This is a genomic window from Pseudomonas sp. 32A (assembly GCF_052682255.1).
Genome location: NZ_JBQYLY010000001.1, coordinates 6,237,745 through 6,261,752 on the forward strand (window position 1 = coordinate 6,237,745; position 24,008 = coordinate 6,261,752).

At 61.1% G+C, this 24,008-nt stretch carries 19 protein-coding genes; 10 read left to right on the forward strand and 9 right to left on the reverse strand.

Going from position 1 to position 24,008, the window contains the following annotated elements; translation table 11 throughout:
* Window positions 1–6: 6 nt before the first annotated feature.
* The 3 genes from ACUN0G_RS28735 to ACUN0G_RS28745 all read right to left on the reverse strand — a co-directional run bounded on the left by ACUN0G_RS28735 (window position 7) and on the right by ACUN0G_RS28745 (window position 2,846).
* The gene (locus ACUN0G_RS28735) at window positions 7–1,452 is read right to left on the reverse strand and encodes a DUF1254 domain-containing protein (RefSeq protein WP_445575005.1); all 1,446 of its coding nucleotides are present in this window, start codon (window positions 1,450–1,452) and stop codon (window positions 7–9) included.
* Between the two features lie 9 nt (window positions 1,453–1,461).
* On the reverse strand, window positions 1,462–2,253 hold the full coding sequence (locus tag ACUN0G_RS28740) for a hypothetical protein (RefSeq protein WP_421553524.1): 792 nt from the start codon (window positions 2,251–2,253) through the stop codon (window positions 1,462–1,464).
* Between the two features lie 233 nt (window positions 2,254–2,486).
* On the reverse strand, window positions 2,487–2,846 hold the full coding sequence (locus tag ACUN0G_RS28745) for a response regulator (protein ID WP_421553523.1): 360 nt from the start codon (window positions 2,844–2,846) through the stop codon (window positions 2,487–2,489).
* A gap of 256 nt (window positions 2,847–3,102) precedes the next feature.
* Here ACUN0G_RS28745 and ACUN0G_RS28750 point away from each other — a divergent pair, with 256 nt between their 5' ends.
* The 5 genes from ACUN0G_RS28750 to ACUN0G_RS28770 all read left to right on the forward strand — a co-directional run bounded on the left by ACUN0G_RS28750 (window position 3,103) and on the right by ACUN0G_RS28770 (window position 9,655).
* On the forward strand, window positions 3,103–6,600 hold the full coding sequence (locus tag ACUN0G_RS28750; protein WP_445575006.1) for a response regulator: 3,498 nt from the start codon (window positions 3,103–3,105) through the stop codon (window positions 6,598–6,600).
* Window positions 6,601–7,416: a CheR family methyltransferase gene (locus tag ACUN0G_RS28755; RefSeq protein ID WP_063030076.1), complete on the forward strand. Its 816-nt coding sequence runs from the start codon at window positions 6,601–6,603 to the stop codon at window positions 7,414–7,416.
* Window positions 7,413–8,012, forward strand: a complete 600-nt coding sequence (locus ACUN0G_RS28760) for a chemotaxis protein CheB (protein WP_421553521.1) — start codon at window positions 7,413–7,415, stop codon at window positions 8,010–8,012. The genes ACUN0G_RS28755 and ACUN0G_RS28760 overlap by 4 nt, the downstream gene beginning before the upstream one ends.
* A complete protein-coding gene (locus ACUN0G_RS28765) occupies window positions 8,006–9,211 on the forward strand; it encodes a hybrid sensor histidine kinase/response regulator (RefSeq protein ID WP_063030080.1) in 1,206 nt (401 codons plus the stop codon). The genes ACUN0G_RS28760 and ACUN0G_RS28765 overlap by 7 nt, the downstream gene beginning before the upstream one ends.
* Before the next feature lie 66 nt (window positions 9,212–9,277).
* Window positions 9,278–9,655 carry a response regulator gene (locus ACUN0G_RS28770; RefSeq protein WP_010171103.1) on the forward strand — a complete coding sequence of 126 codons (378 nt, stop codon included), beginning with the start codon at window positions 9,278–9,280 and terminating at the stop codon, window positions 9,653–9,655.
* Between the two features lie 30 nt (window positions 9,656–9,685).
* On the opposite strand, the gene ACUN0G_RS28775 is transcribed toward ACUN0G_RS28770, so the two are convergent.
* From ACUN0G_RS28775 to ACUN0G_RS28790, 4 genes are all read right to left on the reverse strand, one after another.
* Window positions 9,686–11,356 carry a response regulator gene (locus ACUN0G_RS28775; RefSeq protein WP_258346142.1) on the reverse strand — a complete coding sequence of 557 codons (1,671 nt, stop codon included), beginning with the start codon at window positions 11,354–11,356 and terminating at the stop codon, window positions 9,686–9,688.
* The gene (locus ACUN0G_RS28780; protein WP_421525913.1) at window positions 11,353–12,855 is read right to left on the reverse strand and encodes an ATPase domain-containing protein; all 1,503 of its coding nucleotides are present in this window, start codon (window positions 12,853–12,855) and stop codon (window positions 11,353–11,355) included. The genes ACUN0G_RS28775 and ACUN0G_RS28780 overlap by 4 nt, the downstream gene beginning before the upstream one ends.
* 111 nt (window positions 12,856–12,966) lie before the next feature.
* Complete coding sequence (locus tag ACUN0G_RS28785) at window positions 12,967–14,025, reverse strand: tetratricopeptide repeat protein (protein WP_445575007.1); 1,059 nt, start codon at window positions 14,023–14,025, stop codon at window positions 12,967–12,969.
* A gap of 75 nt (window positions 14,026–14,100) precedes the next feature.
* On the reverse strand, window positions 14,101–14,991 hold the full coding sequence (locus ACUN0G_RS28790) for a bestrophin family protein (protein ID WP_063030090.1): 891 nt from the start codon (window positions 14,989–14,991) through the stop codon (window positions 14,101–14,103).
* A 1,062-nt stretch (window positions 14,992–16,053) separates the two neighbouring features.
* Here ACUN0G_RS28790 and ACUN0G_RS28795 point away from each other — a divergent pair.
* The 5 genes from ACUN0G_RS28795 to ACUN0G_RS28815 are packed head-to-tail and all read left to right on the forward strand — an operon-like array spanning window position 16,054 to window position 21,609.
* Window positions 16,054–17,703, forward strand: coding sequence for an AMP-binding protein (locus tag ACUN0G_RS28795; RefSeq protein ID WP_445575008.1), 1,650 nt, complete (start codon window positions 16,054–16,056; stop codon window positions 17,701–17,703).
* A gap of 22 nt (window positions 17,704–17,725) precedes the next feature.
* The gene (locus ACUN0G_RS28800) at window positions 17,726–18,493 is read left to right on the forward strand and encodes an SDR family NAD(P)-dependent oxidoreductase (protein WP_445575009.1); all 768 of its coding nucleotides are present in this window, start codon (window positions 17,726–17,728) and stop codon (window positions 18,491–18,493) included.
* A gap of 11 nt (window positions 18,494–18,504) precedes the next feature.
* The gene (locus ACUN0G_RS28805) at window positions 18,505–19,689 is read left to right on the forward strand and encodes an acetyl-CoA C-acyltransferase (RefSeq protein ID WP_445575010.1); all 1,185 of its coding nucleotides are present in this window, start codon (window positions 18,505–18,507) and stop codon (window positions 19,687–19,689) included.
* Between the two features lie 9 nt (window positions 19,690–19,698).
* On the forward strand, window positions 19,699–20,826 hold the full coding sequence (locus ACUN0G_RS28810; protein WP_063030095.1) for an acyl-CoA dehydrogenase: 1,128 nt from the start codon (window positions 19,699–19,701) through the stop codon (window positions 20,824–20,826).
* 9 nt (window positions 20,827–20,835) lie between these two features.
* On the forward strand, window positions 20,836–21,609 hold the full coding sequence (locus ACUN0G_RS28815) for an enoyl-CoA hydratase (RefSeq protein WP_010171088.1): 774 nt from the start codon (window positions 20,836–20,838) through the stop codon (window positions 21,607–21,609).
* Window positions 21,610–21,747: 138 nt separating this feature from the next.
* Here ACUN0G_RS28815 and ACUN0G_RS28820 read toward each other — a convergent pair whose 3' ends face one another.
* Both ACUN0G_RS28820 and ACUN0G_RS28825 read right to left on the reverse strand, forming a co-directional pair.
* The gene (locus tag ACUN0G_RS28820) at window positions 21,748–22,899 is read right to left on the reverse strand and encodes an acyl-CoA dehydrogenase family protein (RefSeq protein WP_445575011.1); all 1,152 of its coding nucleotides are present in this window, start codon (window positions 22,897–22,899) and stop codon (window positions 21,748–21,750) included.
* 3 nt (window positions 22,900–22,902) lie between these two features.
* Window positions 22,903–24,006: an enoyl-CoA hydratase/isomerase family protein gene (locus ACUN0G_RS28825; protein WP_421552654.1), complete on the reverse strand. Its 1,104-nt coding sequence runs from the start codon at window positions 24,004–24,006 to the stop codon at window positions 22,903–22,905.
* Window positions 24,007–24,008: the final 2 nt, after the last annotated feature.

Below are 24,008 nucleotides of genomic sequence, written 5' to 3' on the forward strand. Positions count from 1 at the left end.
GCGTCCTTACTGAATCAGTCGGATGTCGTCGAGTTTCCAGCTCTTGTCGAAGTAAGCCTCGGTGGGCGCGTACAGTCGGAAATAGCTGAACCAGTGTTTGCCGGGCAGAGTTTGCACCCAGTTGCTCTCGAAGTCTTTTGGCGCGTGCGGTCCGAAGTAAAGATCTATCGAACCGTCGGCATTTTTCTTCAAATCCTGGCGTGACGACAGGTCGGCCTTGCGCTGTGGGTTGTCGATCAGGCAGCGGCTGTCGATGTCATACACGGTCATCGACCAGAACTGTTTGGCCGGCGGGTTGGCGCCAACATGCAAGGTGTAGGACTTGCCGCCGTCGAGCCATTGGCCCTTGTTGTCGGTGTAGGCACCGAGGTAGGTCTGGCCCAGGCCGGGGGTCTTGGAAACCATGCCTTTGGTGTTGGTGACCGCTTCATAGAACCAGGCGCTGCGTTCCCAGAGCTGGTCATAGTAGGTAACGCGCTGGGACGGCTCGGCGATGTTGAGCACGGTGTCCCATTGCCGGTCTTTCCAGTACTGGGCCTGGGGGAAACGTTTGGCGAAGGCATTGGCCTTGGCGATCAATTCACCCATTTGCGCGCCTTGTTCAAGGGCCTGGCGCTGACGTTCGTTGGGGTTGAACGGCTTGTCCTTTTCGATGCCCAGGCTGGACAGCATGGCCATGTAGAAGCGGTCACGTTCGTTGACCGGTTCTTTCTGGATAATCCCGTGCAGGCGCTGCCAGTAAGCCATGCCCCGTGGCTGGGTGCCGGACCAGGGCTTGCCGCCGGGTGACAGCAAGCGGGTTTTCGTGGGGTTGGCACGTTGGGCGTAGGGGTACATTTTGAATTGCTCGACCAGCGCCTTGCCCTTGGCCGGGTCGGGGTCGAGTACGCGAAAACCCACCAGCACGTTCATGGTTTCCGATTTGGCCACGTAGTACTGGCCGGCATCGGCGGGTGGCTCCTGGCCGGGTGGCAGCACCAGGTTCTTGCCGCCCTTGCCTTGATCGGGGCCGGTCTGGCCCATGTCGATGATTGCCCGTTGCCAGAAGTCACCAATCCCGCCTGCGGTGGGGCCGGGCGGCAGTTCGATCACCAGCGGCCCGGTTTCGTTGAGGTCGACGAAACCGAGAATGTACGGCGTGGTGGCGTTGGCGGTGATCACGCCGAGCTTGTCTTCGTAGGTGGTCAGCACCATCAGGTCGCCACTGCGGGCGCCGAGCTTGGTGCTGAATTCGTCCTGCCATTGAGCGTAAGACACCAGTGGCAAGGCCCACAGGAAACTCTGGGTGGCCTGCTGGAAATCCAGCTCGCCATACAGCTTGGCGATTTCGCTGTGGGCCGGCAGCTCGCCTTCCATGGTGATCGGACCGATGCGCGTATCCAGGGTTTGCGCCTGTGCGCAGGCGGCGAGGGCCAGCAGGCTGAAACCGGCGCTACGAAGCAGTGCGTGCATAAAATATCCTTATTTCCCGAAGGTGACGTTGATCCCGGCAAACAACGTGAACTGCGGCAGGCCATCGCCTTTGCGGGCGACCGTCCACTGCGGTTCGATGTAGGCGTTGAGGATATTGCTGCCGGATTTCCAGGCCTTGCCGGCACCGAAACCGATAGGGATGTAATGGGTGTCGTTTTTCAGGTCAAACGTCCAGGTGCCGGTGGAGCGCAGGTACCAACCCTTGGGCAGGTTATGAATGATGAACGGTTGGAAAGTGGCACTTTCCACATGGGCGCGGTCGCTGTCGCCGGCGAAGGAGCTTTGGTATTGCACCAAAGCACCGAGCAGGCCACGGGGCGAGGCATCGATGGCCACCGCCGCCAGGCCGGCCTGCCACTTGCCGGTGCCCAGTTCATCATGCTCGGCGGTAGGCGCGGTGATTTGCGGGCCGATGCCCAACTGCACGCCGTCGGTCTTGAGCAGGAAAATATCGAACAGGTTCAAGTCGCCGATCCCGGTGGTGTAGCCACTGTGGGGGTCGGGACGTGTGCTGATGGGCAACGTGGCGCGCAGCAGCTGTGGCACCCCAATGAAGTCCGAGGGCGCAACAGGCAGCGTGCCGCGCAACAGCATGTCGTTGGTATGGGCGTTAGTGTCGAATAACTTCGGGGTGTAATAGTCCTGCAGGTTTGCACCCGGTGCGAGGTTCAACGGGTTGTTACTCTTGTTGGCGGTGTCGGCGTTGTCGGCCTGGGCCGAGATTGCAGGCAACACTGAAGCCACCAGCACAACGGCCGGAATATACGATGACTTAAGCATGACCACTCCCCAATTCCCTGGTGATGTTCCCGATAGCGCGTTTGCGAAGGCTAGGGGGCTGTCCTTATTCACTATTACGTGTAGGACATGTCGTTTGAAGCTAGCAGTAAATTTAAGACTCGCTAGTCAATCGAAAGAATTAGTTGTTTGTTGAGGGCGGCATCACGAACGCCATGAATAATGGCGAATTGCCTCAAATGCCGCTGCTGTGCAACGGCATCGAGGGGAGGGGATCAGAGGAGCATGGATTTGACTTTGTCACGCAACTGATCAATCGAGAACGGTTTGCCAATCACCTGGGTGCCAACCGGCACATCGATGTTCTCGGCATAACCACTGGCAAACAGAATCGGCAGGGTGGGTCTCAGTTCACGGGCCTTGGCGGCCAGTTCTACGCCGCTCATACCCGGCAGGCCGTGGTCGGTCATCATCAGGTCGATGGTGTGGGCGGTATCTTTGATGATATCCAGGGCGATTTCAGCGTCTGCCGCTTCAAGCACCTGGAACTCCAGCTCTTCGAGGACATCGACGATCAACATGCGCACGATGGCATCGTCTTCGACTACTAGGATGGTGGAGGCTGAGGCGGACATAGTGAGGGTTCCCGAGAAGTTGAGGGGGCAGGTCTTGAGCAGTCGAAAGACCATCCTCTAATGAGTCGCGTCAATCTCGGCAAGTTCCCGAAACAGGGTCGGCATTGTGCCGGGATTAAGTGGAAATGTCCCGTTCGAGGAATCGACGCGCAGGAGCGTCAGGTCATCAATGCCACTATGGCCAGCAGAAAAATAGCGCTCAGGCGCAACTTTGGGGCAAACTCCCCGTTTTTCCGTATTTGGCCAAGGCATGCCCATGACTCCCGCGTCTTCTGTCGATGAGAAAAGCTTCCGTAAATTGCTGGGTCGCAACGTAGCGCTGCCGCTGAGTGTTGGCGTGCTCAGCGCGGTGTTTTTCGTCGTTCTGATCACTTACCTGTTGTCGGTGATTCAGTGGGTTGAGCACACCGACCGGGTGATCAACAACCTCAACGAAACCTCGAAACTGACCGTGGACCTGGAAACCGGCATGCGCGGCTTCCTGATCACTGGTGACGAGCACTTCCTCGACCCGTACGAAGTGGCCAAGCCGCGAATCATTTCCGACTTGCGCAACTTGCAGGCACTGGTGGCGGACAATCCGGAACAGGTGGATCGCCTCAAGCGCCTGGAATCGTTGCAAATGGCGTGGAACACCTACGCCCAATCGATGATTGATATGCAGCGCCAAAGCGGTGATTTTCGCACCGCGGTCAAAGCCGGGCGTGGCAAAAGCCTGACGGACGAAATTCGCAAGGAGTACGACCGGGCGGTGGCGATGGAGCAACAGTTCCGCATCACCCGCAATGAAGACGTTACCCGCACCACGATCATCAGCGTCACCTTGTACCTGGTGTTTGTGCTCGGCCTGAGCGGCTTCCTCGCGTATGTCGGTCGGAAGAACTTGCTTGAACTTTCAAATAGTTACAGCGAAAACCTCATGTCACAGCAGAGGATCGCCAAGCGCCTGGAGCAGCAAGCCTGGCTGCGCAACGGCCAGACCGAACTGGCCGAGCAGGTTCTTGGCCAACTCACGTTGAACCTGCTGGGTCGCAACATTTTGCAGTTCTTCGCCCAGTACATGGGCTCGGCGGTGGCGGCGCTGTACGTGCGTGAAGAGCACGGCGGCCTTACACGCGTGGCCACTTATGGTTTCTCCCGGGAGCAGGAGCAGCAGGAACAGTCGATCTATAACGATGAAGGCATCGTCGGCCAGTCTGCCCGTCAGGATCGCCTGATTCGCCTGGACGATGTGCCGGTGGACTACTTCAAAGTCAGTTCCGGCCTGGGCGAAGGTTCGACCCGCAGTGTGATGGTGGTACCGACCAGCGACGATGGCCGGGTCAACGGGGTGATCGAGCTGGGGTTCCTGCGTGTATTGGAAGACCGTGATGTCGAACTGCTGGAGTTGATTGCCGGCAATATCGGCACCTCCATCGAAGCTGCCCGTTATCGCCAGCGCCTGCAGGAAGTGCTGGCCGAAACCCAACAGCTTAATGAAGAGCTGCAAGTGCAACAGGAAGAGCTCAAGACCGCCAACGAAGAGCTGGAAGAACAGTCGCGCATCCTCAAGGAGTCCCAGGCCCACCTGGAAACCCAACAGGCGGAGCTGGAACAGACCAACGAACAGTTGGCCGAGCAGACCCAGACCCTGGCCGAGCAGCGCGATGCCATGGATCAGAAAAACGTGGAACTCAACCGCGTACAGGTCGAGCTGGAAGAGCGTGCCGACGAGTTGCAGCGCTCCAGCAAGTACAAGTCCGAGTTCCTCGCCAACATGTCCCACGAGCTGCGCACGCCGCTGAACAGCTCGTTGATCCTCGCCAAGTTGCTGGCGGAAAACCCCCAGGAAAACCTCAGCGCCGAACAGGTCAAGTTCGCCGAGTCGATCTACTCGGCCGGCAACGACCTGCTCAACCTGATCAATGACATCCTCGACATCTCCAAAGTCGAAGCCGGCAAGCTGGAAATGCGTCCGGAGAACACCAGCGTTGCGCGCCTGGTGGATGGCCTGCGCGGCATGTTCGAGCCGCTGGCAGCCGACCGCAAACTCGGGTTCCAGGTGGAGGTGCAGGAAGGCTCGCCGCACATGCTGTTCACCGACCGCCAGCGCCTGGAGCAGATTCTGAAGAACCTGCTGTCCAACGCGATCAAGTTCACCGAGAAAGGCGAGGTCAGCCTGTCGGTATCCCGGGCACCGGGCGAAGGCATCGCCTTCACCGTGCGCGACTCGGGGATTGGCATCGCCCCGGACCAGCAGGAAAGCATTTTCGAGGCCTTCCGCCAGGCTGATGGCACCACCAACCGTCGTTACGGCGGCACGGGCCTGGGCCTGTCGATTTCCCGGGACCTGGCGAACCTGCTGGGCGGCTATATCAGCGTCACCAGCGAACCCGGCCAGGGCAGTATCTTTACCCTGGTGGTGCCCGAGCACTATGTAGAGCGTGACGAAGACACTCCGGCGCTGGAACAGCCGCGTGCGGTAGTCCCTGTGCCTGCACCGGCGCCGATCAAGGTTTCGCCGATGCCGATCGCCCATGAAGCGCAGATTCCGCGCTTTATCGATGACCGCGACAAGGCCCCGTTCGCCACGCGTTGCATCCTGGTGGTGGAAGATGAGCCGAACTTCGCCCGCATCCTCTTCGACCTCGCCCATGAACTGGGTTACCACTGCCTGGTGGCCCATGGCGCGGATGAAGGCTACGGCCTGGCGGAACAGTACATTCCCGACGCGATCCTGCTGGACATGCGCCTGCCGGACCATTCCGGCCTGACCGTGCTGCAACGCCTCAAGGAACACGCCGGTACCCGCCACATCCCGGTGCACGTGATTTCCGTGGAAGACCGCGTCGAAGCCGCCATGCACATGGGCGCCGTGGGCTACGCAGTCAAGCCCACCACCCGCGAAGAGCTCAAGGACGTGTTCGCCCGCCTGGAAGCCAAGCTGACGCAGAAGGTCAAGCGTGTGCTGCTGGTGGAAGACGATGACCTTCAGCGAGACAGCATTGCCCGCCTGATCGGCGACGATGACATCGAGATCACCGCCGTAGGCTTCGCCCAGGAGGCATTGGACCTGCTGCGCAGCCACATCTATGACTGCATGATCATCGACCTCAAGCTGCCGGACATGCTCGGTAATGAGCTGCTCAAGCGCATGTCCACCGAGGATATCTGCTCGTTCCCGCCGGTGATCGTCTACACCGGGCGCAACCTGACCCGTGACGAAGAGGCCGAACTGCGCAAGTATTCGCGCTCGATCATCATCAAGGGCGCACGCTCTCCCGAGCGTTTGCTGGACGAGGTCACACTCTTTCTGCACAAAGTCGAATCCCAGCTGTCCCATGAACGCCAGACAATGCTCAGGACCGCCCGCAGCCGCGACAAAGTGTTCGAGGGGCGCAAGATCCTGCTGGTGGATGACGATGTGCGCAATATCTTCGCCCTGACCAGTGCCCTGGAGCACAAGGGCGCGATTGTCGTGATCGGCCGTAATGGCCGCGAGGCGATCGAGAAACTCAATGAAGTCGATGACATCGACCTGGTGCTGATGGATGTGATGATGCCGGAGATGGACGGGTACGAGGCCACTGCCTTGATCCGCCAGGACCCGCGCTGGCGCAAGCTGCCGATCATCGCAGTGACGGCCAAGGCCATGAAGGACGATCAGGAGCGTTGCCTGGCGGCAGGCTCCAACGATTACCTGGCCAAGCCTATCGACCTGGACCGGTTGTTTTCATTGATTCGCGTGTGGCTACCCAAGATGGAACGGATTTAATTGGAAAGAAGCACTGACATCGAACTGCGCTTGCTGATTGAGGCGATCTACCTCAAATACAGCTACGACTTTCGTGATTACTCCGGGGCCTCGGTCAAGCGCCGCGTGGCCCATGCGCTGCGTCAGTTCGACTGCGCCACCATCTCGGCCTTGCAGGAGCGGGTGCTGCATGACCCGACCGCGTTCATGCAGTTGCTGCAGTTCCTGACGATTCCGGTCAGTGAGATGTTTCGCGACCCTTCGCACTTCCTGGCAATTCGCCAGGAAGTGGTGCCGCTGCTCAAGACCTACCCGTCGATCAAGATCTGGATCGCCGGCTGCAGCACCGGGGAGGAGGTGTACTCCATGGCCATCCTGTTGCGTGAGGAAGGCTTGCTGGAGCGCACCATCATTTACGCCACCGACATCAATCCCCGGTCCCTGGAAAAAGCCAAGCAGGGGATTTTTTCCCTTGAGAACATCCGCGCCTATACCCACAACTACCAGCAGGCCGGTGGCCAGCGTTCGTTTGCCGATTACTACACCGCGGCTTACGATCATGCGATTTTCGACAAGACCCTGCGGGAGAACGTGACGTTTGCCGATCACAGCCTGGCGACGGATAGCGTATTCTCAGAAACTCAATTAATTTCGTGTCGTAATGTACTGATTTACTTCAATAAAAAGTTGCAGGACAGGGCGTTTGGGTTGTTTCATGAGTCGCTGTGTCATCGCGGCTTCCTGGTGCTGGGCAGCAAGGAAACCCTGGATTTTTCCGGCTACAGCAAACAGTTCGAACCCTTGGTCAAGCAAGAACGGATCTACCGAAAATTATGAATGAAGCTGCTGCCAGCCCGGTATCCGGGATCGAAGCTATTGTGATCGGCGCTTCCGCAGGCGGTGTCGAGGCGTTGCTGAGCATTTTTGGTGAATTGCCGGCGAACTTCGGCCTGCCGATCATCACGGTGCTGCACCTGCCGGACGAACGCCGCAGCCAGTTGGCGGAAGTGTTCGACCGTCGCGTTTCGATGAAGGTAGTTGAAGCGCGCGACAAGGAAGTGATCCAGCCTGGCACCCTGTATTTTGCCGGCCCCGGTTATCACCTGTCGGTTGAGCACGACCGCAGCCTGTCACTGAGCCAGGAGGACCGCGTGCACCATTCCCGGCCAGCCATTGACTACCTGTTCGAGTCGGCCGCTGATGCGTACGGCGCTGGCCTGATGGCGATCCTGCTGACGGGCGCCAACCAGGACGGCGCCCGTGGCCTGGCCCATGTCAAACAGTGCGGTGGCGTGACGGTGGTCCAGGATCCCGACGAGGCGCGGGTCGCCATCATGCCCCGGGCCGCCCTGGCGCTGCATACACCTGACCATATTCTTCCCTTGAGCCGCATCGGCACCTTGCTGGCTTCCCTGGAATCCTCCCCATGTTAAGTACTGTCCAGGCCAAACTGCTGATCGTCGACGATCTGCCGGAAAACCTGCTGGCCCTTGAAGCGCTGATCAAGCGCGAGGACCGCCAGGTCTACAAGGCATTGAGCGCCGACGAGGCCTTGTCGCTGCTGTTGGAGCACGAGTTCGCCATGGCCATTCTCGACGTGCAGATGCCCGGCATGAACGGCTTTGAGCTGGCCGAGCTGATGCGCGGCACCGAAAAGACCAAGAACATCCCTATCGTGTTTGTCAGCGCCGCCGGTCGTGAGCTCAACTACGCGTTCAAGGGCTACGAAAGCGGCGCCGTGGACTTCCTGCACAAGCCGCTGGATATCCACGCGGTCAAGAGCAAGGTCAATGTGTTCGTCGACCTGTACCGCCAGAGCAAGGCGATGAAGCAGCAGGTTGAAGCCCTGGAGCAAAGTCGCCGTGAGCAGGAAGCCTTGCTCACGCGCTTGCAGGCCACCCAGGCCGAACTGGAGCAGGCCGTGCGCATGCGCGATGACTTCATGTCGATCGTTGCCCATGAAGTGCGTACGCCCCTCAACGGGCTGATCCTGGAAACCCAACTGCGCAAGATGCACCTGGCCCGGGACAACGCCGCGGCCTTTACCATGGACAAGATGCACGCCATGGTCGACCGCGACGAGCGGCAGATCCAGAGCCTGATTCGCTTGATCGAAGACATGCTCGACGTATCACGCATCCGCACCGGCAAGCTGTCGATTCGCCCCGGCCGCTTTGACCTGACGCAACTGGTGCACAACCTGCTGGAGAATTTCGCGCCGCAAGTGGCAGCGGCCGAGTCCTCGGTGAAGTGGGTCCAGGAAGGGCCGGTGGAGGGCAACTGGGATGAGTTCCGTATCGAACAGGTGGTGTCCAACCTGCTGACCAACGCTTTGCGCTACGGCGCCAAGAGCCCGGTGGAAGTGCGGGTGTACGCCGAGCATGGCGAAGCACGGGTGGAGGTACGCGACCACGGGATCGGCATCAGCGAAGACAACCAGAAGCGGATTTTCCAGCAGTTTGAACGGGTGTCAGCCAACCACGCCGTGGCGGGCCTGGGCCTGGGGCTGTTTATCTCCGAGCAGATTATCGCGGCCCACGGCGGTACTATCGAAGTCGAAAGCCGGATAGGCGAGGGCGCCTTGTTCCGCGTCTGCCTGCCGCTGGCGCCTGCGCCAGGAAATCAATCGTGAATCCGACGCAACCTCTGCGTGACCCCATGGTCGTATCAGCAGCAATTGACCGGACAAAGGCTTCCCATGAGTGAAGATGCACAAGATGTTGTACTGATCGTCGAGGACGACGAATCGATTATGTTTGTGTTGGGCGAGTACCTGTCGGGGCTTGGGTACCGGGTGTTGAAGGCGATTGACGGTGAGCAGGCGTTCGAAATCCTCGCCACCAAGCCGCACCTGGACCTGATGGTCACCGACTATCGTCTGCCAGGCGGTATTTCCGGCGTGCAGATCGCCGAGCCTGCCATCAAGCTGCGACCGGAATTGAAGGTGATCTTTATCAGCGGTTACCCGCAGGAGATCCTCGACTGCAACAGCCCGATCACGCGCAATGCGCCGATCCTGGCCAAGCCGTTTGACCTGGATACGTTGCAGGAACATATCCAGCGCTTGCTGGCTTAACGCCTTGTGAAGAGGGAGCTCACTCCCTCTTCAAGCCTTGATCATCTCCCTCACCGTTGCCGTCAACAAATCAAAGGTGAATGGCTTGGTGATCATCTGCATGCCCGGGTCCAGAAAGCCGCCCCGCACCGCCGCATGCTCTGCATAGCCCGTGATAAACAATACCTTTAAGTCCGGTCGCACCTGCCGCCCGATTTCCGCCAGTTGCCGGCCGTTCATACCGGGCAGGCCCACGTCGCTGATCAGCAGGTCAATCCGCTGGCTGGACTCGATGATCGGCATGGCACTGTCGGCGTCACCCGCTTCGACGAAGGCATAGCCCAGCTCGCTCAATACGGCGCTGACCAGCACCCGCACGGCCGGGTCGTCTTCGACGATCAGCACCGTCTCGCCAGCGTTGGCGAACGGCAGCAGTGCCGGATTGAGCGGTTCATCTGCAATGACCTCGCCGACATACCGTGGCAGGAACAGGCTGACGGTAGTGCCTTGGCCCACCACGCTGTGGATCGACACATGCCCATGGGACTGGCGCGCAAACCCGTAGATCATCGACAACCCCAGCCCGGTGCCCTGGCCGATAGGTTTGGTGGTGAAGAACGGGTCAAATGCGCGGCTGATCACGCTCTCGGGCATGCCGCAGCCGGTGTCGCTGACGCTCAGTTCCACATAGTCGCCAGGGGTGAGGGTGCCGTAGGCTGCGGTAAACACACTGTCCAGGTGGCGGTTGGTGGTTTCCACCACCAGTTTGCCGCCGTTGGGCATTGCATCCCGGGCATTGATGGCCAGGTTGAGCAGGGCGCTTTCCAGTTGATTGGGGTCGACCTCGGCGGTCCATAACTGTTCGGTCAGACGAATGTCCAGGGTGATGCTTTCGTTGAGGCTGCGTTGCAGCAGCTCACCCATCGAACTCACTAATTGATTGATCTGTACCGGTTTTGAATCCAATGACTGGCGACGGGAAAAGGCCAGCAAGCGGTGGGTCAGGGCCGCCGCGCGGTTGGCTGAAGTGACACCCAGGTCGATCAGGCTGTCGAGGTCTTCAGTGCGGCCCCGGGCGACGCGCCTTCGCAGCAGTTCGAGACTGCCGATAATACCGGTCAGCATGTTGTTGAAGTCATGGGCGATGCCGCCGGTCAATTGGCCGACGGCTTCCATTTTCTGTGACTGGCGCAACGCTTCTTCGTTATTGCGCAGTTGAGCCGTGCGTTCTTCCACTTGTTGCTCAAGGGTTTCCAGGGTGCGTTGCAGGCGCTGCTCGCTCTGGCTCAGTTCGATCAAGCGGTCGCGGGCCTCGTACTGCCGGCGGCGCCCGCGCAGCGCCGTGGTCACGAGACTGATCAAGGTGATCGGATGGAAGGGCCGCTCGAGGAACGTCACGTTGCCCAGTAACTTGCTCAAGTGCGAGGAACCGTTCTGTTCGCTGCCACCATGGTGCGTCATTAGCACAATCGGCAGGTCTGACCACGCCGGTTGTTGATGCAGGTGCGTAAGCAGCGGCTCCAGGTCAATACCGCGCATGGCTTCAGCGGCAACGATCAGCAGCCCGGCGCCGCGCTCCAGCTCTTCGCAGAGCATCTGCAAATGGTTGGCGATGATGCCGCTGAAACCGGCCTCATTGAGCATCATCAATGCCAGGGAGCTGTCGCGGCCCAAGGGCGCCAGGATGATCGCCCGTTCGGAAATGGCCGACGCTCCACTCATGAACTTTCATCCTTGAGCAGCGGGTTACCGGTGCCCATGTACGTCGGCACGCCGCGCAACACACCCTGGAACGTATCCAGAGGTTCACCGATGGTCATGCCCTTGCTGCCGATACGGTATTCGCGAATCGTCGATTCATGGCTGCCGGTGCGTTTCTTGATGATCGAGATAGCCCGGCGGACCTTGCCGAGGGCTTCGAAGTAGCGCAGCAGGATGACGGTGTCGGCCAGGTAAGTGATGTCCACCGGCGCCTGCATGTCACCTACCAGGCCGTGCTGGGCGACGGTCATGAAGGTCGCGGCGCCACGGCGGTTGAGGTAAAGCAGCAGCTCGTGCATGTGCAGGATCAGCGCGTTCTCTTCCGGCATCGCGGCCTGGTAGCCGTTGACGCTGTCGATTACCACGGTCTTGATCCCGCGTTCGTCCACGCAGCGGCGAACCCGGTGGGAGAACTCGCCAGGGGAAAGCTCGGCGGCGTCCACTTGTTCGATCAGCAGATTGCCGGTGGCTTGCAGTGCGCCCAGGTCGATGCCCATGTTGCGCATGCGCTCGAACAGCAGGCCCAGCTCTTCATCAAAAATGAACAGCGCGGCTTTTTCGCCGCGGGCGACGGCCGCCGCGGCGAAGATCATCGAGATCAGCGATTTGCCGGTACCGGCCGGGCCCAGGATCAACGTGCTGGAACCGGTCTCGATCCCGCCGCCCAGCAATGCATCCATCTCGCGGATGCCGCTGGTCAAGGTCTGGCGGTTGTAGCCACCACGGTGCTCGGCCGCCACCAGACGCGGGAACACATGCACGCCGCCTTCCATGATGGTGAAGTCGTGGAAGCCACCGCGGTACTTCTGGCCACGGTACTTCACAATCCGCACGCGGCGGCGTTCGGCGCCGTAGTTGGGCGTCAGTTCTTCCAGGCGAATCACGCCGTGGGCCACGCTGTGTACGGTTTTGTCGAGGGATTCGGTGGTCAGGTCATCCAGCAACAACACGGTGGCGTCGTAACGCACGAAGTAGTGCTTGATTGCCAGGATCTGCCGGCGATAGCGCAGTGAGCTTTGCGCCAGCAGGCGGATCTCAGAAAGGCTGTCGATGACGACGCGGGTCGGTTTGACCCGTTCCACCACTTCGAAGATCTGGCGAGTGGCTTCGCCCAGCTCAAGGTCCGAGGAGTACAGCAGGCTTTGCTGGTGCTCAGCGTTGAGCAGGCTTTCCGGCGGGGTCAATTCAAAGATATGAATGTGTTCGTCCAGGTCCCAGCCATGGGACTTGGCACCCTGACGCAACTCGCGCTCGGTTTCCGACAGGGTGATGTACAGCGATCGTTCACCGTTTTTTGCCCCAGCCTGGAGAAAATGCAGGGCCACGGTGGTTTTACCGGTGCCGGGTTCACCTTCCAGCAGGAACAAATGGCTACGGGAAAGCCCCCCGGCAAGAATGTCGTCCAGACCTTCAATACCGGTGGCCGCCTTTGCTGTGAACAGCTCTTTGGATGTAGACAAGAAGTGCCCTCGGGTCACAAATAAGTAGTCGGCAGCGCCGTCTGGGGCGCGCCATATTTACTTGACCGTAGCGGTGTGTGGCGGTTCAACGTTTTGTATCAATTGCAGCGTTTACAGGCCTTGTTGCAGTGCCGGGTCGTCCGGGTTCTGCTGTTCAAGCTGCGCCAGCAGCACCTGCACATTCTGCAACTGGCCGGTTTCCTTCCAGTAGTTCACCAGCAAGACCCGCGCCTTGCGGTTGGCCGGGTTGCGCTGAATGATCTCTTCCAGCTGGCGCTGGGCGGCTTCCAATTCCTGCTGGGCGTGGAGGGTGGTTGCCAGGTCGTAGCGGTAATCCTGATTGTTCGGTTCCAGCTCCACCGCCCGGGACAGGCTGAGCAACGCAAACGCCCGCTCGCCGTGGTGCAGCAGCCACATGCCGAGGGCGTGTTGCAGATAGGCCGAATCGGGGTGGGCCTGCAACTGCTTGGCCAGGAGCTGACGGGACTCGTCGACCTTGCCCTGTTTGTCCAGCAGTTCGATTTGCGCGACCACCGCTTGCAGGTTATCCGGTTGCAGGCGCATCGCCTGTTCCAGGGCATTTTGAGCATCGGGCAGCAGCGCACTGTGAATGTACAGGCGTGCCAGCTGAATCCAGCTTTCGGGGCTTTCGGGTTGGCCCTTGAGCAACTTCACGTATTCGTCGAGTACCTGCTGCAACGGGCCGAAGTACAGGCCCAGGGTGTCGGGAGACAGCCCCAGCAAGGCATTGGCCGCCGCAAACCGGACGCTTTGCTCCGGGTCATCCAGCAATGGGCCAAGCAACAAGGTGCGCTGGCCGCTGGGCACCAGGCCGACAATGCTGTGAATCGCCGCCTCGCGCACCATGGGCGCGTCATGGGTGAGGTCCTTGTCTGCCAGCTTCAGGGCCTGGGGGCTGGGGTAGTTGGGCAGTTCGGCATGCAGGGCGGCGCGGCGTACATCGGAGAGGTCCGGGCGGCCCAGCTGTTGATACAGCACACGGGCGGCGCCGGGTTCGCCGTTGTGCGCCTGTTTCAACGCTTTGGCGTAACCGTGGGCGATGGCCGGCGGCACCACCACTGGCGTCGAACGGGTGAAGTACCAGGTGATCAGCACAATAAACAACAGGGCGCACAGGCCGATGATGGAGTAACGGCGTGACTTTGACATGCAGGCGTCCGAAAGCTTGGCAGCTAGTGCAAAGCCATCAGCTTCGGTCAGGTCACTGCGAGTGTCAAACCCGCATCACGTCAGCACGAACTCAATCGGCTCCAGGGCGGGTGGCAGCTCGGTTTCGCCGAGGGCCGCGAGAATCTCGCGCTCCAGGGTGCGGAGGATGGCGTTGCAGGGCAGGTCGTTTTCGTCGAAGCCGAAGGGGTCTTCGAGGTCGTCGCCGATTTCATCCAGGCCGAAGAAGGTGTAGCTGACGATCGCGGTAAACACCGGCGTCAGCCAGCCCAGCGGCTCGGCCATGGCGAAAGGCAGCAGAATGCAGAACAGGTAGATGGTGCGGTGCAACAGCAAGGTATAGGGGAAGGGCAGTGGGGTGTGTTTGATCCGCTCGCACGAGGCCTGGACCTGGCTCAGGCCGTATAGCCGGGTTTCGAGTTGGGTGTAGCGCCAGTCGCTGATGTGGCCTTGTTCGGCGAGGTTCGAGCAGCGGGCGCCGAGGTCTTGCAGGATGCTGTCGGGGAGGTTGGGGTGGCTGGGTTTGGGGTTGGCCCACGGTTTGATCGCCTGGGCTTCGTCTTCCAGGCGCAGGCGGGCGATCAGGCCGTGGGCGAAGCCGCACAGGGCGCGTAGTACGGCTTCTCGGTCGGTGGGGGTGAGGATTTGGGTTTCGCGGATCAGTGAGCGTATTTCGATGATCATCTGGCCCAGTTGTTTGCGGCCTTCCCACCAGCGGTCGTAGCAGGCGTTGTTGCGAAAGCTCATGAAGATCGACAGGGACAGGCCGAGGAGGGTGAAGGGTGTGGCGTTGACCTTGGAGAAGTAGGCCGGGTGCAGGGTTTCTACCAGCACGATGACGGAGGCCAGCAGGGTGACCAGCAGGCTGCGCAGGGCGATGCGCTTGGCGATTGAGCCCTTGAGGGAGAACAGGATGCCGAGCAGGTTGGGTTTGGGACGGACGATCATGGGCGGGCTTCTTGGGTGGCGCAGGCTGTCAGGGTAGAAGCATGTTTGCGTTGCGTCCAATTGCTTGGGCTGACTGGGTGATTGGTGGGGTCTATCGTTGGGGGCTTTGGGTGTACATATCCGTTATTTAGGTAACGGCGGCTTATGGTTCCGCTCTTACAGCGGGTCACTTTTGGCAAACGCCCCAAAAGTAACCAAAAGGTCTTTGCCCCACCACTCGGTGCCTCGCCTAGGCTCGGCATGCCCGCACTCCGGCACGCTTCCGCGGGCCGCCGCGACGGGCCATCCATGGCCCGGCGCGGCTAAATCGGCTTCCCTGCCGATTTACCCGCTCCACCGTGCCTACTTGCGGCCATCGTGGTTAACGGGGCCCGCAGATCAAAATCAAAAGCAGAGCACAGCGGCCTCCCGGCCGGCTTGAGTGTTAAAAGCAAAAGCAAAGACCAGAGCGAAAACAGAGCTGCTTTTCTGTGGGAGCGGGCTTGCTCGCGAAAAACCTGAGAGCGCCGCGTTCATCCAGAATACCCACGTCATCGTTAACGACCTTCGCGAGCAAGCCCGCTCCCACATTTTTGACCGTGCCCGCTTTGGCTTTTGATTTTGCTCTTCAACACTCAAGCCGGCCGGGAGGCCGCTGTGCTTTTGCTTTTGATCTTAGGCGCCCCGTTAAACCACGCTGGCCGAACGCAGGCTTTGGAGCGTGGGTAACCTGGCAGGACGCCAGGTTAGCCGTCCTGGGCCAAGGATGGCCCATGACGGCGGCCCACGGTCCAAAGCCGGAGTGAGGGCACACCGAGCCTAGGCGAGGTGCCGAGTGGTGGGGCAAGAGCGTTTTGCTTACTTTTGCGCTGTTCAAAAGTGAGCCGCTGTAAGAGCGGAACCAATAGTGGCCGTTACCTAAATAACGGATATACACACCACCCAAAAAAAGCCCCCCCATTGGCCAAACCAGTCAACCAAGTTGAAAGCTTTGACCATTGCCCACCCACCGCTCTAGAGCGACTATTTCACCGGTCTACGTACCCATCCTGAAAACAAAAAAACACACAGGGATTTGAAGCGATGCGTGATTACTCGGCTGCCACCACCCAGTTCAACTACCAACACACCGTCGACGCCGCCCTGTCGGGCACTCTGCAGGCCCTCAACGCCTGCGTCGAATGCTGCGACCGCCACGCCTTACCCGGCCGCATCGCGCTGTTCTGGGAAGGCAAGGACGGCCGCAGCGCCACGTCCACCTTCACCCAATTACAAGACCAGGCCGCACGCTTCGCCAACTTCCTCCTGGCCCAGGGCGTCAATCGCGGCGACAAGGTAGCAGGCCTCCTGCCACGCACCGCCGAGTTACTGATAGTGGTACTCGCCACCTGGCGCATCGGCGCGGTCTATCAGCCGCTGTTCACCGCCTTCGGCCCCAAAGCCATCGAACACCGCCTGAACAGCTCCGGCGCCGCGCTGGTGGTGACCGACGCGGTCAACCGTCCCAAACTCAATGAAGTGGCCGACTGCCCAACCATCGTCACCGTCGCCGGCCCCAACGGCGAAGGCATCGTGCGCGGCGATTTCAGCTTCTGGGCCGAACTGCCAAACTATTCCAACCTCTGCGAACCCGTATTGCTGGGCGCCGACGACCCGTTCCTGCTGATGTTCACCTCCGGCACCACCGGCCCGTCGAAATCCCTGGCAGTACCGCTCAAGGCAATCGTGGCGTTCCAGAGCTACACCCGCGACGCCGTCGACCTGCGCCCCGAAGACGCATTCTGGAACGTCGCCGATCCGGGCTGGGCCTACGGCATCTATTTCGGCGTGACCGGCCCCTTGTCCATGGGCCATCCGATCACCTTCTACGACGGCCCGTTCACCCTCGAAAGCACCTGCCGCGTCATCAACAAATACGGGATCACCAACCTCACCGGATCGCCCACGGCCTATCGCCTGCTGATTGCCGGCGGCGAGCAGTTCGCCCAGTCGATCAAGGGCAAGCTGCGCATTGTCAGCAGCGCCGGCGAGCCCTTGAACCCGGAAGTGATCCGCTGGTTCGCCGATAACCTCGGCGTGACCATCCACGACCACTACGGCCAGACCGAATTGGGCATGGTGCTGTGCAACCACCACGGCCTGGAACACCCGGTGCACGTGGGCTCTGCCGGCTTTGCCTCGCCAGGCCACCGCATCGTGGTACTGGACGACAACCATCAGGAACTGCCCGCCGGCCAACCAGGCATCCTCGCCGTCGACCGTGAACAATCGCCGATGTGCTGGTTCGCCGGCTACGACGGGGTCAAGACCAAAGCCTTCGTCGGCAAGTACTACCTCAGCGGCGATACGGTGGAACTGAACCCCGACGGCAGCATCAGCTTTGTCGGGCGCAGTGACGATGTGATCACCACTTCCGGTTACCGCGTTGGCCCCTTCGATGTGGAAAGTGCATTGATCGAGCATCCGGCAGTAGTGGAAGCCGCGGTTGTGGGCAAGCCATGCCCGGAACGCACCGAGATCGTCAAAGCCTTTGTGGTGCTCAGCGAGCAGTACCGCGCCGAGCCGGCCCTGGCCGAGGAGCTGCGCCTGCACGTACGCAAGCGCCTGGCGGCGCACTCGTACCCACGGGAAATCGAATTTGTCAGCGAGCTGCCCAAGACCCCGAGCGGCAAGCTGCAACGCTTCATTTTGCGTAATCAGGAAATTGCCAAGGCCCAGGCGGTCACGGCGTGACCCATTCTTCAAGGAAACAATGATGCAGATTGAGAACAAGGTTTTTCTGGTCAGCGGCGGCGCTTCAGGCCTCGGCGCGGCAACGGCCGAGATGCTCGTAGCAGCCGGTGCCAAGGTGATGCTGGTGGATTTGAACGCTGACGCCGTCGCGGCCCAGGCGCAAAAGCTCGGCGAGCAAGCCCGCAGCGTGGTCGCGGATATCAGCCAGGAAGCCGCCGCCGAAGCGGCGGTGCAGGCCACGGTTGCGGCCTTTGGTGGTTTGCACGGATTGGTCAACTGCGCCGGTGTGGTTCGCGGCGAGACAATCCTTGGCAAGAATGGCCCCCACGTTCTGGCCAACTTCGCCCAGGTGATCAACGTCAACCTGATCGGCAGTTTCAACCTGCTGCGCCTGGCGGCGGCGGCTATCGCTGAAACCGAGGCAAATGCCGATGGCGAGCGCGGTGTGATCATCAACACCGCTTCGGTGGCGGCGTTTGACGGCCAGATCGGCCAGGCGGCGTATGCCGCCTCCAAGGGCGCGATCGCCAGCCTGACCCTGCCTGCCGCCCGTGAGCTGGCGCGCTACGGGATTCGGGTGATGACCATTGCCCCCGGCATTTTTGAAACCCCGATGATGGCCGGCATGACCCCGGAAGTGCGCGAGTCCCTCGCCGCCGGCGTGCCATTCCCGCCGCGCCTGGGCAAACCAGGCGAGTACGCCGCGCTGGTGCGGCATATCATTGAAAACAGCATGCTCAACGGCGAGGTGATCCGTCTCGACGGTGCCTTGCGCATGGCAGCCAAATAAGGAGATTTTTCATGACTGATCCTATCGTTATTGTCAGCGCAGTACGCACCCCAATGGGCGGCTTCCAGGGCGATCTCAAAGGCCTGACCGCTCCGCAACTGGGCGCTGCGGCGATTCGTGCGGCGGTCGAGCGCGCCGGTATTGCGTCCGATGCCGTGGATGAAGTGCTGTTCGGTTGCGTGCTGCCCGCCGGCCTCGGCCAGGCACCCGCGCGTCAGGCGGCGCTGGGGGCAGGCCTGGATAAATCGACCCGCTGCACCACCCTCAACAAGATGTGCGGTTCGGGCATGGAAGCCACGATCCTGGCCCATGACTCGTTGCTGGCGGGCAGCGTGGAAGTGGTCATCGCCGGTGGCATGGAGAGCATGTCCAACGCGCCGTACCTGCTGGACCGCGCCCGCAGCGGTTACCGCATGGGCCACGGCCGGGTGCTCGACCACATGTTCCTCGACGGCCTTGAGGACGCCTACGACAAGGGCCGCTTGATGGGCACCTTTGCCGAAGACTGCGCCGAGCACAACGGCTTTTCCCGTGAGGCCCAGGACGCGTTTGCCATTGCTTCCCTGACCCGTGCGCAACAGGCGATCAGCGACGGTAACTTCATCGCCGAAATCGCCCCGGTGCAGGTCACCGTGGGCAAGGAACAGAAAACCATCACCCACGACGAACAGCCGCCAAAAGCCAAGCTGGACAAGATCGCCACCTTGAAGCCGGCCTTCCGCGAAGGCGGTACGGTGACGGCGGCCAACTCCAGTTCGATTTCCGATGGCGCGGCGGCGTTGCTGCTGATGCGCGAGTCTGAAGCGCAGAAGCGCGGGCTCAAGCCGCTGGCGGTGATCCATGGCCACGCGGCGTTTGCCGATGAGCCTGGGCTGTTCCCGGTCGCGCCGGTGGGGGCGATCCGCAAGCTGATGAGCAAGACTGGCTGGAACCTCGACGAAGTCGACCTGTTTGAAATCAACGAAGCCTTTGCCGTGGTCAGCCTGGTGACCATGAGCAAGCTGGAGATTCCCCACAGCAAGGTCAATATCCACGGCGGCGCCTGTGCCCTGGGCCATCCGATTGGCGCGTCCGGCGCGCGGATCCTGGTGACCCTGCTCTCGGCCCTGCGCCAGAAAGGCCTCAAGCGCGGCGTTGCGGCGATCTGCATCGGCGGCGGTGAAGCCACGGCCATGGCCGTTGAATGCCTGTATTAAGGAACACCTATGCTCCCGAATGACGAACAACTGCAAATCAGCGAAGCGGCCCGGCAATTTGCCCAGGAACGGCTCAAGCCGTTCGCCGCCGAGTGGGACCGCGAGCATCGCTTTCCCAAGGAAGCCATTGGCGAAATGGCCGAGCTGGGCTTTTTCGGCATGCTGGTCCCGGAACAGTGGGGCGGTTGCGACACCGGCTACCTGGCCTACGCCATGGCCCTGGAAGAGATCGCCGCTGGCGACGGTGCCTGCTCGACCATCATGAGCGTGCACAACTCGGTGGGCTGTGTGCCGATCCTCAAGTTCGGCAACGACCCACAGCGAGAACAGTTCCTCAAGCCCCTGGCCAGCGGCGCGATGCTCGGGGCGTTTGCCTTGACCGAGCCCCAGGCCGGTTCCGACGCCAGCGGCCTGAAAACCCGCGCCCGTCTGGAGGGCGATCATTACGTGCTCAACGGCTGCAAACAGTTCATCACCTCCGGGCAAAACGCCGGGATCGTGATTGTGTTTGCGGTCACCGATCCGGCTGCCGGCAAGCGCGGTATCAGCGCCTTTATCGTGCCCACCGACTCGCCGGGCTACAGCGTGGCACGGGTCGAGGACAAACTCGGCCAGCACGCCTCCGATACCTGCCAGATCCTGTTTGAAGACTTGAAAGTGCCGGTGGCCAACCGTTTGGGCGAGGAGGGTGAAGGCTACCGGATCGCCCTGGCCAACCTGGAAGGTGGGCGCGTCGGCATTGCCTCGCAAGCAGTGGGCATGGCACGGGCGGCGTTTGAGGCGGCCCGGGACTACGCCCGCGAGCGGGAAAGCTTTGGCAAGCCGATCATCGAGCACCAGGCCGTGGCCTTCCGCCTGGCAGACATGGCGACGCAAATCGCCGTGGCGCGGCAGATGGTGCATTACGCCGCCGCCCTGCGTGACAGCGGCAAGCCGGCGCTGGTGGAGGCATCCATGGCCAAGCTGTTTGCATCGGAAATGGCCGAAAAGGTCTGTTCGGCAGCCTTGCAAACCCTCGGCGGTTACGGTTACCTGAGCGACTTTCCCCTGGAGCGGATCTACCGCGATGTGCGGGTCTGCCAGATTTACGAAGGCACCAGCGATATTCAACGCATGGTCATTTCACGCAATCTCTGAGGAGTATCTATGAGTTACGAAACCATTTTGCTGGACGTGCAGGGCCGTGTCGGGCTGATCACCCTCAATCGCCCGCAAGCGCTGAACGCCTTGAACGCACAGCTGGTCAGTGAGCTGAACCAGGCGCTGGACAGCCTCGAAGCCAACCCGGAAATCGGCTGCATCGTGCTCACCGGCTCGAAAAAGGCCTTTGCCGCCGGCGCCGACATCAAGGAAATGGCGGAGCTGACCTACCCGCAGATCTACCTCGACGACCTGTTCAGCGACAGCGACCGCGTGGCCAACCGCCGCAAGCCGATCATCGCTGCGGTCAACGGCTTCGCCCTGGGTGGCGGCTGTGAACTGGCCTTGATGTGCGACTTCATCCTGGCCGGTGACAACGCCAAGTTTGGCCAGCCGGAAATCAACCTCGGCGTGCTGCCGGGCATGGGCGGCACCCAGCGCCTGACCCGCGCCGTAGGCAAGGCCAAGGCCATGGAAATGTGCCTGACCGGGCGCTTTATCGATGCGGTGGAAGCGGAGCGCTGCGGGATTGTCGCGCGGATCGTGCCGGCGGATGAGCTGTTGGACGAAGCATTGAAAGTCGCGACCCTGATCGCCAGCAAGTCGGTGCCCATCAGCATGATGGTTAAGGAAAGCGTCAACCGTGCGTTTGAAGTGAGCCTGTCCGAAGGCGTGCGCTTTGAGCGCCGGGTGTTCCATGCGGCGTTTGCCACACTGGATCAGAAGGAAGGCATGGCGGCCTTTGTGGCCAAGCGTGCGCCGGAGTTCAAGGACAAATAAACACTGCCGTGAAACGCTGAAGATCAAAATGTGGGAGCGGGCTTGCTCGCGAAGGCGGTATTACAGTCACCCGATGTATCGACTGATCCACCGCCTTCGCGAGCAAGCCCGCTCCCACATGGGTTCTGCGAATACCGGTTACAGCTGGTAGTTTTTCAATTCTCTGGCAATCACCATTCGCTGAATCTCGCTGGTGCCCTCGTAAATCTGGGTAATCCGCGCATCCCTGTAGTAACGCTCCACCGGGTAATCCTCCAGATAGCCGTAACCCCCATGAATCTGCATCGCTGAAGAGCAGACCTTCTCGGCCATTTCCGACGCGAACAGTTTGGCCTGGGACGCTTCCGACAGGCACGGCTTGCCCGCACTGCGCAACCGCGCGGCATGCAGGATCAGCAGGCGCGCTGCATTCAGGCGGGTTTGCATGTCGGCCAGCATATTCGCCACGCTCTGATGCTCAATGATCGCCTTGTCGAACTGCACCCGGTCGCGGGCGTAGGCCAGCGCCGCTTCAAAGGCGGCACGGGCGATACCCAGCGCCTGGGCGGCAATCCCGATGCGCCCGCCTTCGAGGTTGGACAGGGCGATGGCCAGGCCTTTGCCGCGTTCGCCCAGCAGGTTGGCTTCCGGCACCGTGCATTGGTTGAGGGTAACGGCGCAGGTGTCGGAGGCACGAATGCCCATCTTGTGTTCGGTGCGGTCCACCACGAAGCCTGGGGTGTTGGTGGGCACCAGGAACGCCGAGATGCCTTTCTTGCCCAGGTCCGGGTCGGTCACCGCAAACACGATCGCCAGTTTGGCGCGCTTGCCGTTGCTGACAAACTGCTTGGCGCCGTTGATCACCCACTGGCCGTCCCGCAGTTCGGCGCGGGTGCGCAGGTTGTGCGCTTCGGAACCGGCCTGGGGTTCGGTCAGGCAGAAGCACCCGATGGCCTGGCCGCTGGCCAGGTCCGCCAGCCAGGTTTCCTTTTGTGCTTGTGAGCCGTAGTTGAGGATTGGCCCGCAACCCACTGAATTATGGATACTCATCAGCGCGCCGGTGGCGCCGTCGCCGGCGGAAATCTCTTCCACCGCCAGGGCGTAGGCCACGTAGTCGACGTAAGTGCCGCCCCATTCTTCGGGCACGACCATGCCCAGCAGGCCCAACTCGCCCATCTTGGCGACGAGGGCGTCGTCAATCCAGCCGGCCTTTTCCCAGGCCTGGGCGTGGGGCGCGATTTCGCCACGGGCAAAGTCCCGGGCCATGTCGCGGATCATTACCTGTTCTTCAGTAAATTCAATATCTTGCATGGCTTAGTTCCCGTTCTTGTCGAAGTTGCGGAAGAAGCTTTCGACATGATCAGCCTCCAACGCCTGGAGGGTTGGAGGGTTCCAGCGAGGGGTTTTGTCCTTGTCGATCAGCAGGGCGCGCACGCCTTCGATCAGGTCGCCACGGTTGAACCACTGGCGATCCAGGTGCAACTCCAGGGCAAAGCACTGCTCCAGTGGCAGGTGGCGCCCGCGGCGCAGCATCTGCAGGGTTACGGCCATGGCCAGGGGGGAGCGGGTTTGCATCAGGCTGGCGGTGGTCAGGGCCCAGTCATGGCTGTCGGCGACGGTGACTTGCTGCAATTGCTCGACGATGCTCGGCACATCCGGCAAGGCAAAGAAGTGGTCGATGGCCGGGCGCAGTGCGGCCAGTGGTGCGTCGGGCAATTGCTGCACCGCGAGGCTGGCCAGCACGCCCTGCAGGTCCTTGAGCGGTGAATCGTGCCATGTCAGGCGGTCGAGCCGCTGATCGAGCTCGGTTAACTTGGCGCTGTCGAGGTACCAGTCTGCAAGCCCGCAATACAGGGCGTCGGCCGCGCGAATCTGCACGCCGGTTACGCCAAGGTAGATCCCCAGTTCACCGGGAATACGCGGCAGGAAGTAGCTGCCGCCTACGTCAGGGAAATATCCGATGGCCACTTCAGGCATTGCCAGGCGGCTGCGCTCAGTGACCACCCGCAGGTCGGCGCCTTGTACCAGGCCCATGCCGCCGCCGAGGACGAACCCGTCCATCAGCGCCAGTACCGGCTTGCGATAGTGGTGAATAGCGAGGTCGAGGGCGTATTCCTCGACGAAGAAGTCTTCGTGGAGGGTGTCGCCGTTCTTGAAGCTGTCGTACAGCGAGCGAATGTCGCCCCCGGCGCAGAAGGCTTTTTCACCGGCACCGCGCAACACCACGGCGTGCACCTCGGGGTCGTTGGCCCAGGCCTGCAAGTGCCGGCTGAGGCTGCGGACCATGTCCAGGGTAATGGCGTTCAGGCCGGCGGGGCGATTGAGGGTCAGGTGGCCTATGTGGTTGCGTACGTGGGCCAGGACCTCGTCGTGCACGACCCCGGCGCTGCTTGCTTCGGATGAAACCTGAGCAGTCATCT

Coding starts and splice junctions, on each gene's coding strand:
- ACUN0G_RS28825 (WP_421552654.1), bottom strand. CDS start 24,006: ATGACTGCTCAGGTTTCATCCGAAGCAAGCAGCGCCGGGGTCGTGCAC.
- ACUN0G_RS28820 (WP_445575011.1), bottom strand. CDS start 22,899: ATGCAAGATATTGAATTTACTGAAGAACAGGTAATGATCCGCGACATG.
- ACUN0G_RS28785 (WP_445575007.1), bottom strand. CDS start 14,025: ATGTCAAAGTCACGCCGTTACTCCATCATCGGCCTGTGCGCCCTGTTG.
- ACUN0G_RS28805 (WP_445575010.1), top strand. CDS start 18,505: ATGACTGATCCTATCGTTATTGTCAGCGCAGTACGCACCCCAATGGGC.
- ACUN0G_RS28800 (WP_445575009.1), top strand. CDS start 17,726: ATGCAGATTGAGAACAAGGTTTTTCTGGTCAGCGGCGGCGCTTCAGGC.
- ACUN0G_RS28765 (WP_063030080.1), top strand. CDS start 8,006: ATGTTAAGTACTGTCCAGGCCAAACTGCTGATCGTCGACGATCTGCCG.
- ACUN0G_RS28760 (WP_421553521.1), top strand. CDS start 7,413: ATGAATGAAGCTGCTGCCAGCCCGGTATCCGGGATCGAAGCTATTGTG.
- ACUN0G_RS28810 (WP_063030095.1), top strand. CDS start 19,699: ATGCTCCCGAATGACGAACAACTGCAAATCAGCGAAGCGGCCCGGCAA.
- ACUN0G_RS28740 (WP_421553524.1), bottom strand. CDS start 2,253: ATGCTTAAGTCATCGTATATTCCGGCCGTTGTGCTGGTGGCTTCAGTG.
- ACUN0G_RS28735 (WP_445575005.1), bottom strand. CDS start 1,452: ATGCACGCACTGCTTCGTAGCGCCGGTTTCAGCCTGCTGGCCCTCGCC.
- ACUN0G_RS28815 (WP_010171088.1), top strand. CDS start 20,836: ATGAGTTACGAAACCATTTTGCTGGACGTGCAGGGCCGTGTCGGGCTG.
- ACUN0G_RS28775 (WP_258346142.1), bottom strand. CDS start 11,356: ATGAGTGGAGCGTCGGCCATTTCCGAACGGGCGATCATCCTGGCGCCC.
- ACUN0G_RS28745 (WP_421553523.1), bottom strand. CDS start 2,846: ATGTCCGCCTCAGCCTCCACCATCCTAGTAGTCGAAGACGATGCCATC.
- ACUN0G_RS28750 (WP_445575006.1), top strand. CDS start 3,103: ATGACTCCCGCGTCTTCTGTCGATGAGAAAAGCTTCCGTAAATTGCTG.
- ACUN0G_RS28790 (WP_063030090.1), bottom strand. CDS start 14,991: ATGATCGTCCGTCCCAAACCCAACCTGCTCGGCATCCTGTTCTCCCTC.
- ACUN0G_RS28770 (WP_010171103.1), top strand. CDS start 9,278: ATGAGTGAAGATGCACAAGATGTTGTACTGATCGTCGAGGACGACGAA.
- ACUN0G_RS28795 (WP_445575008.1), top strand. CDS start 16,054: ATGCGTGATTACTCGGCTGCCACCACCCAGTTCAACTACCAACACACC.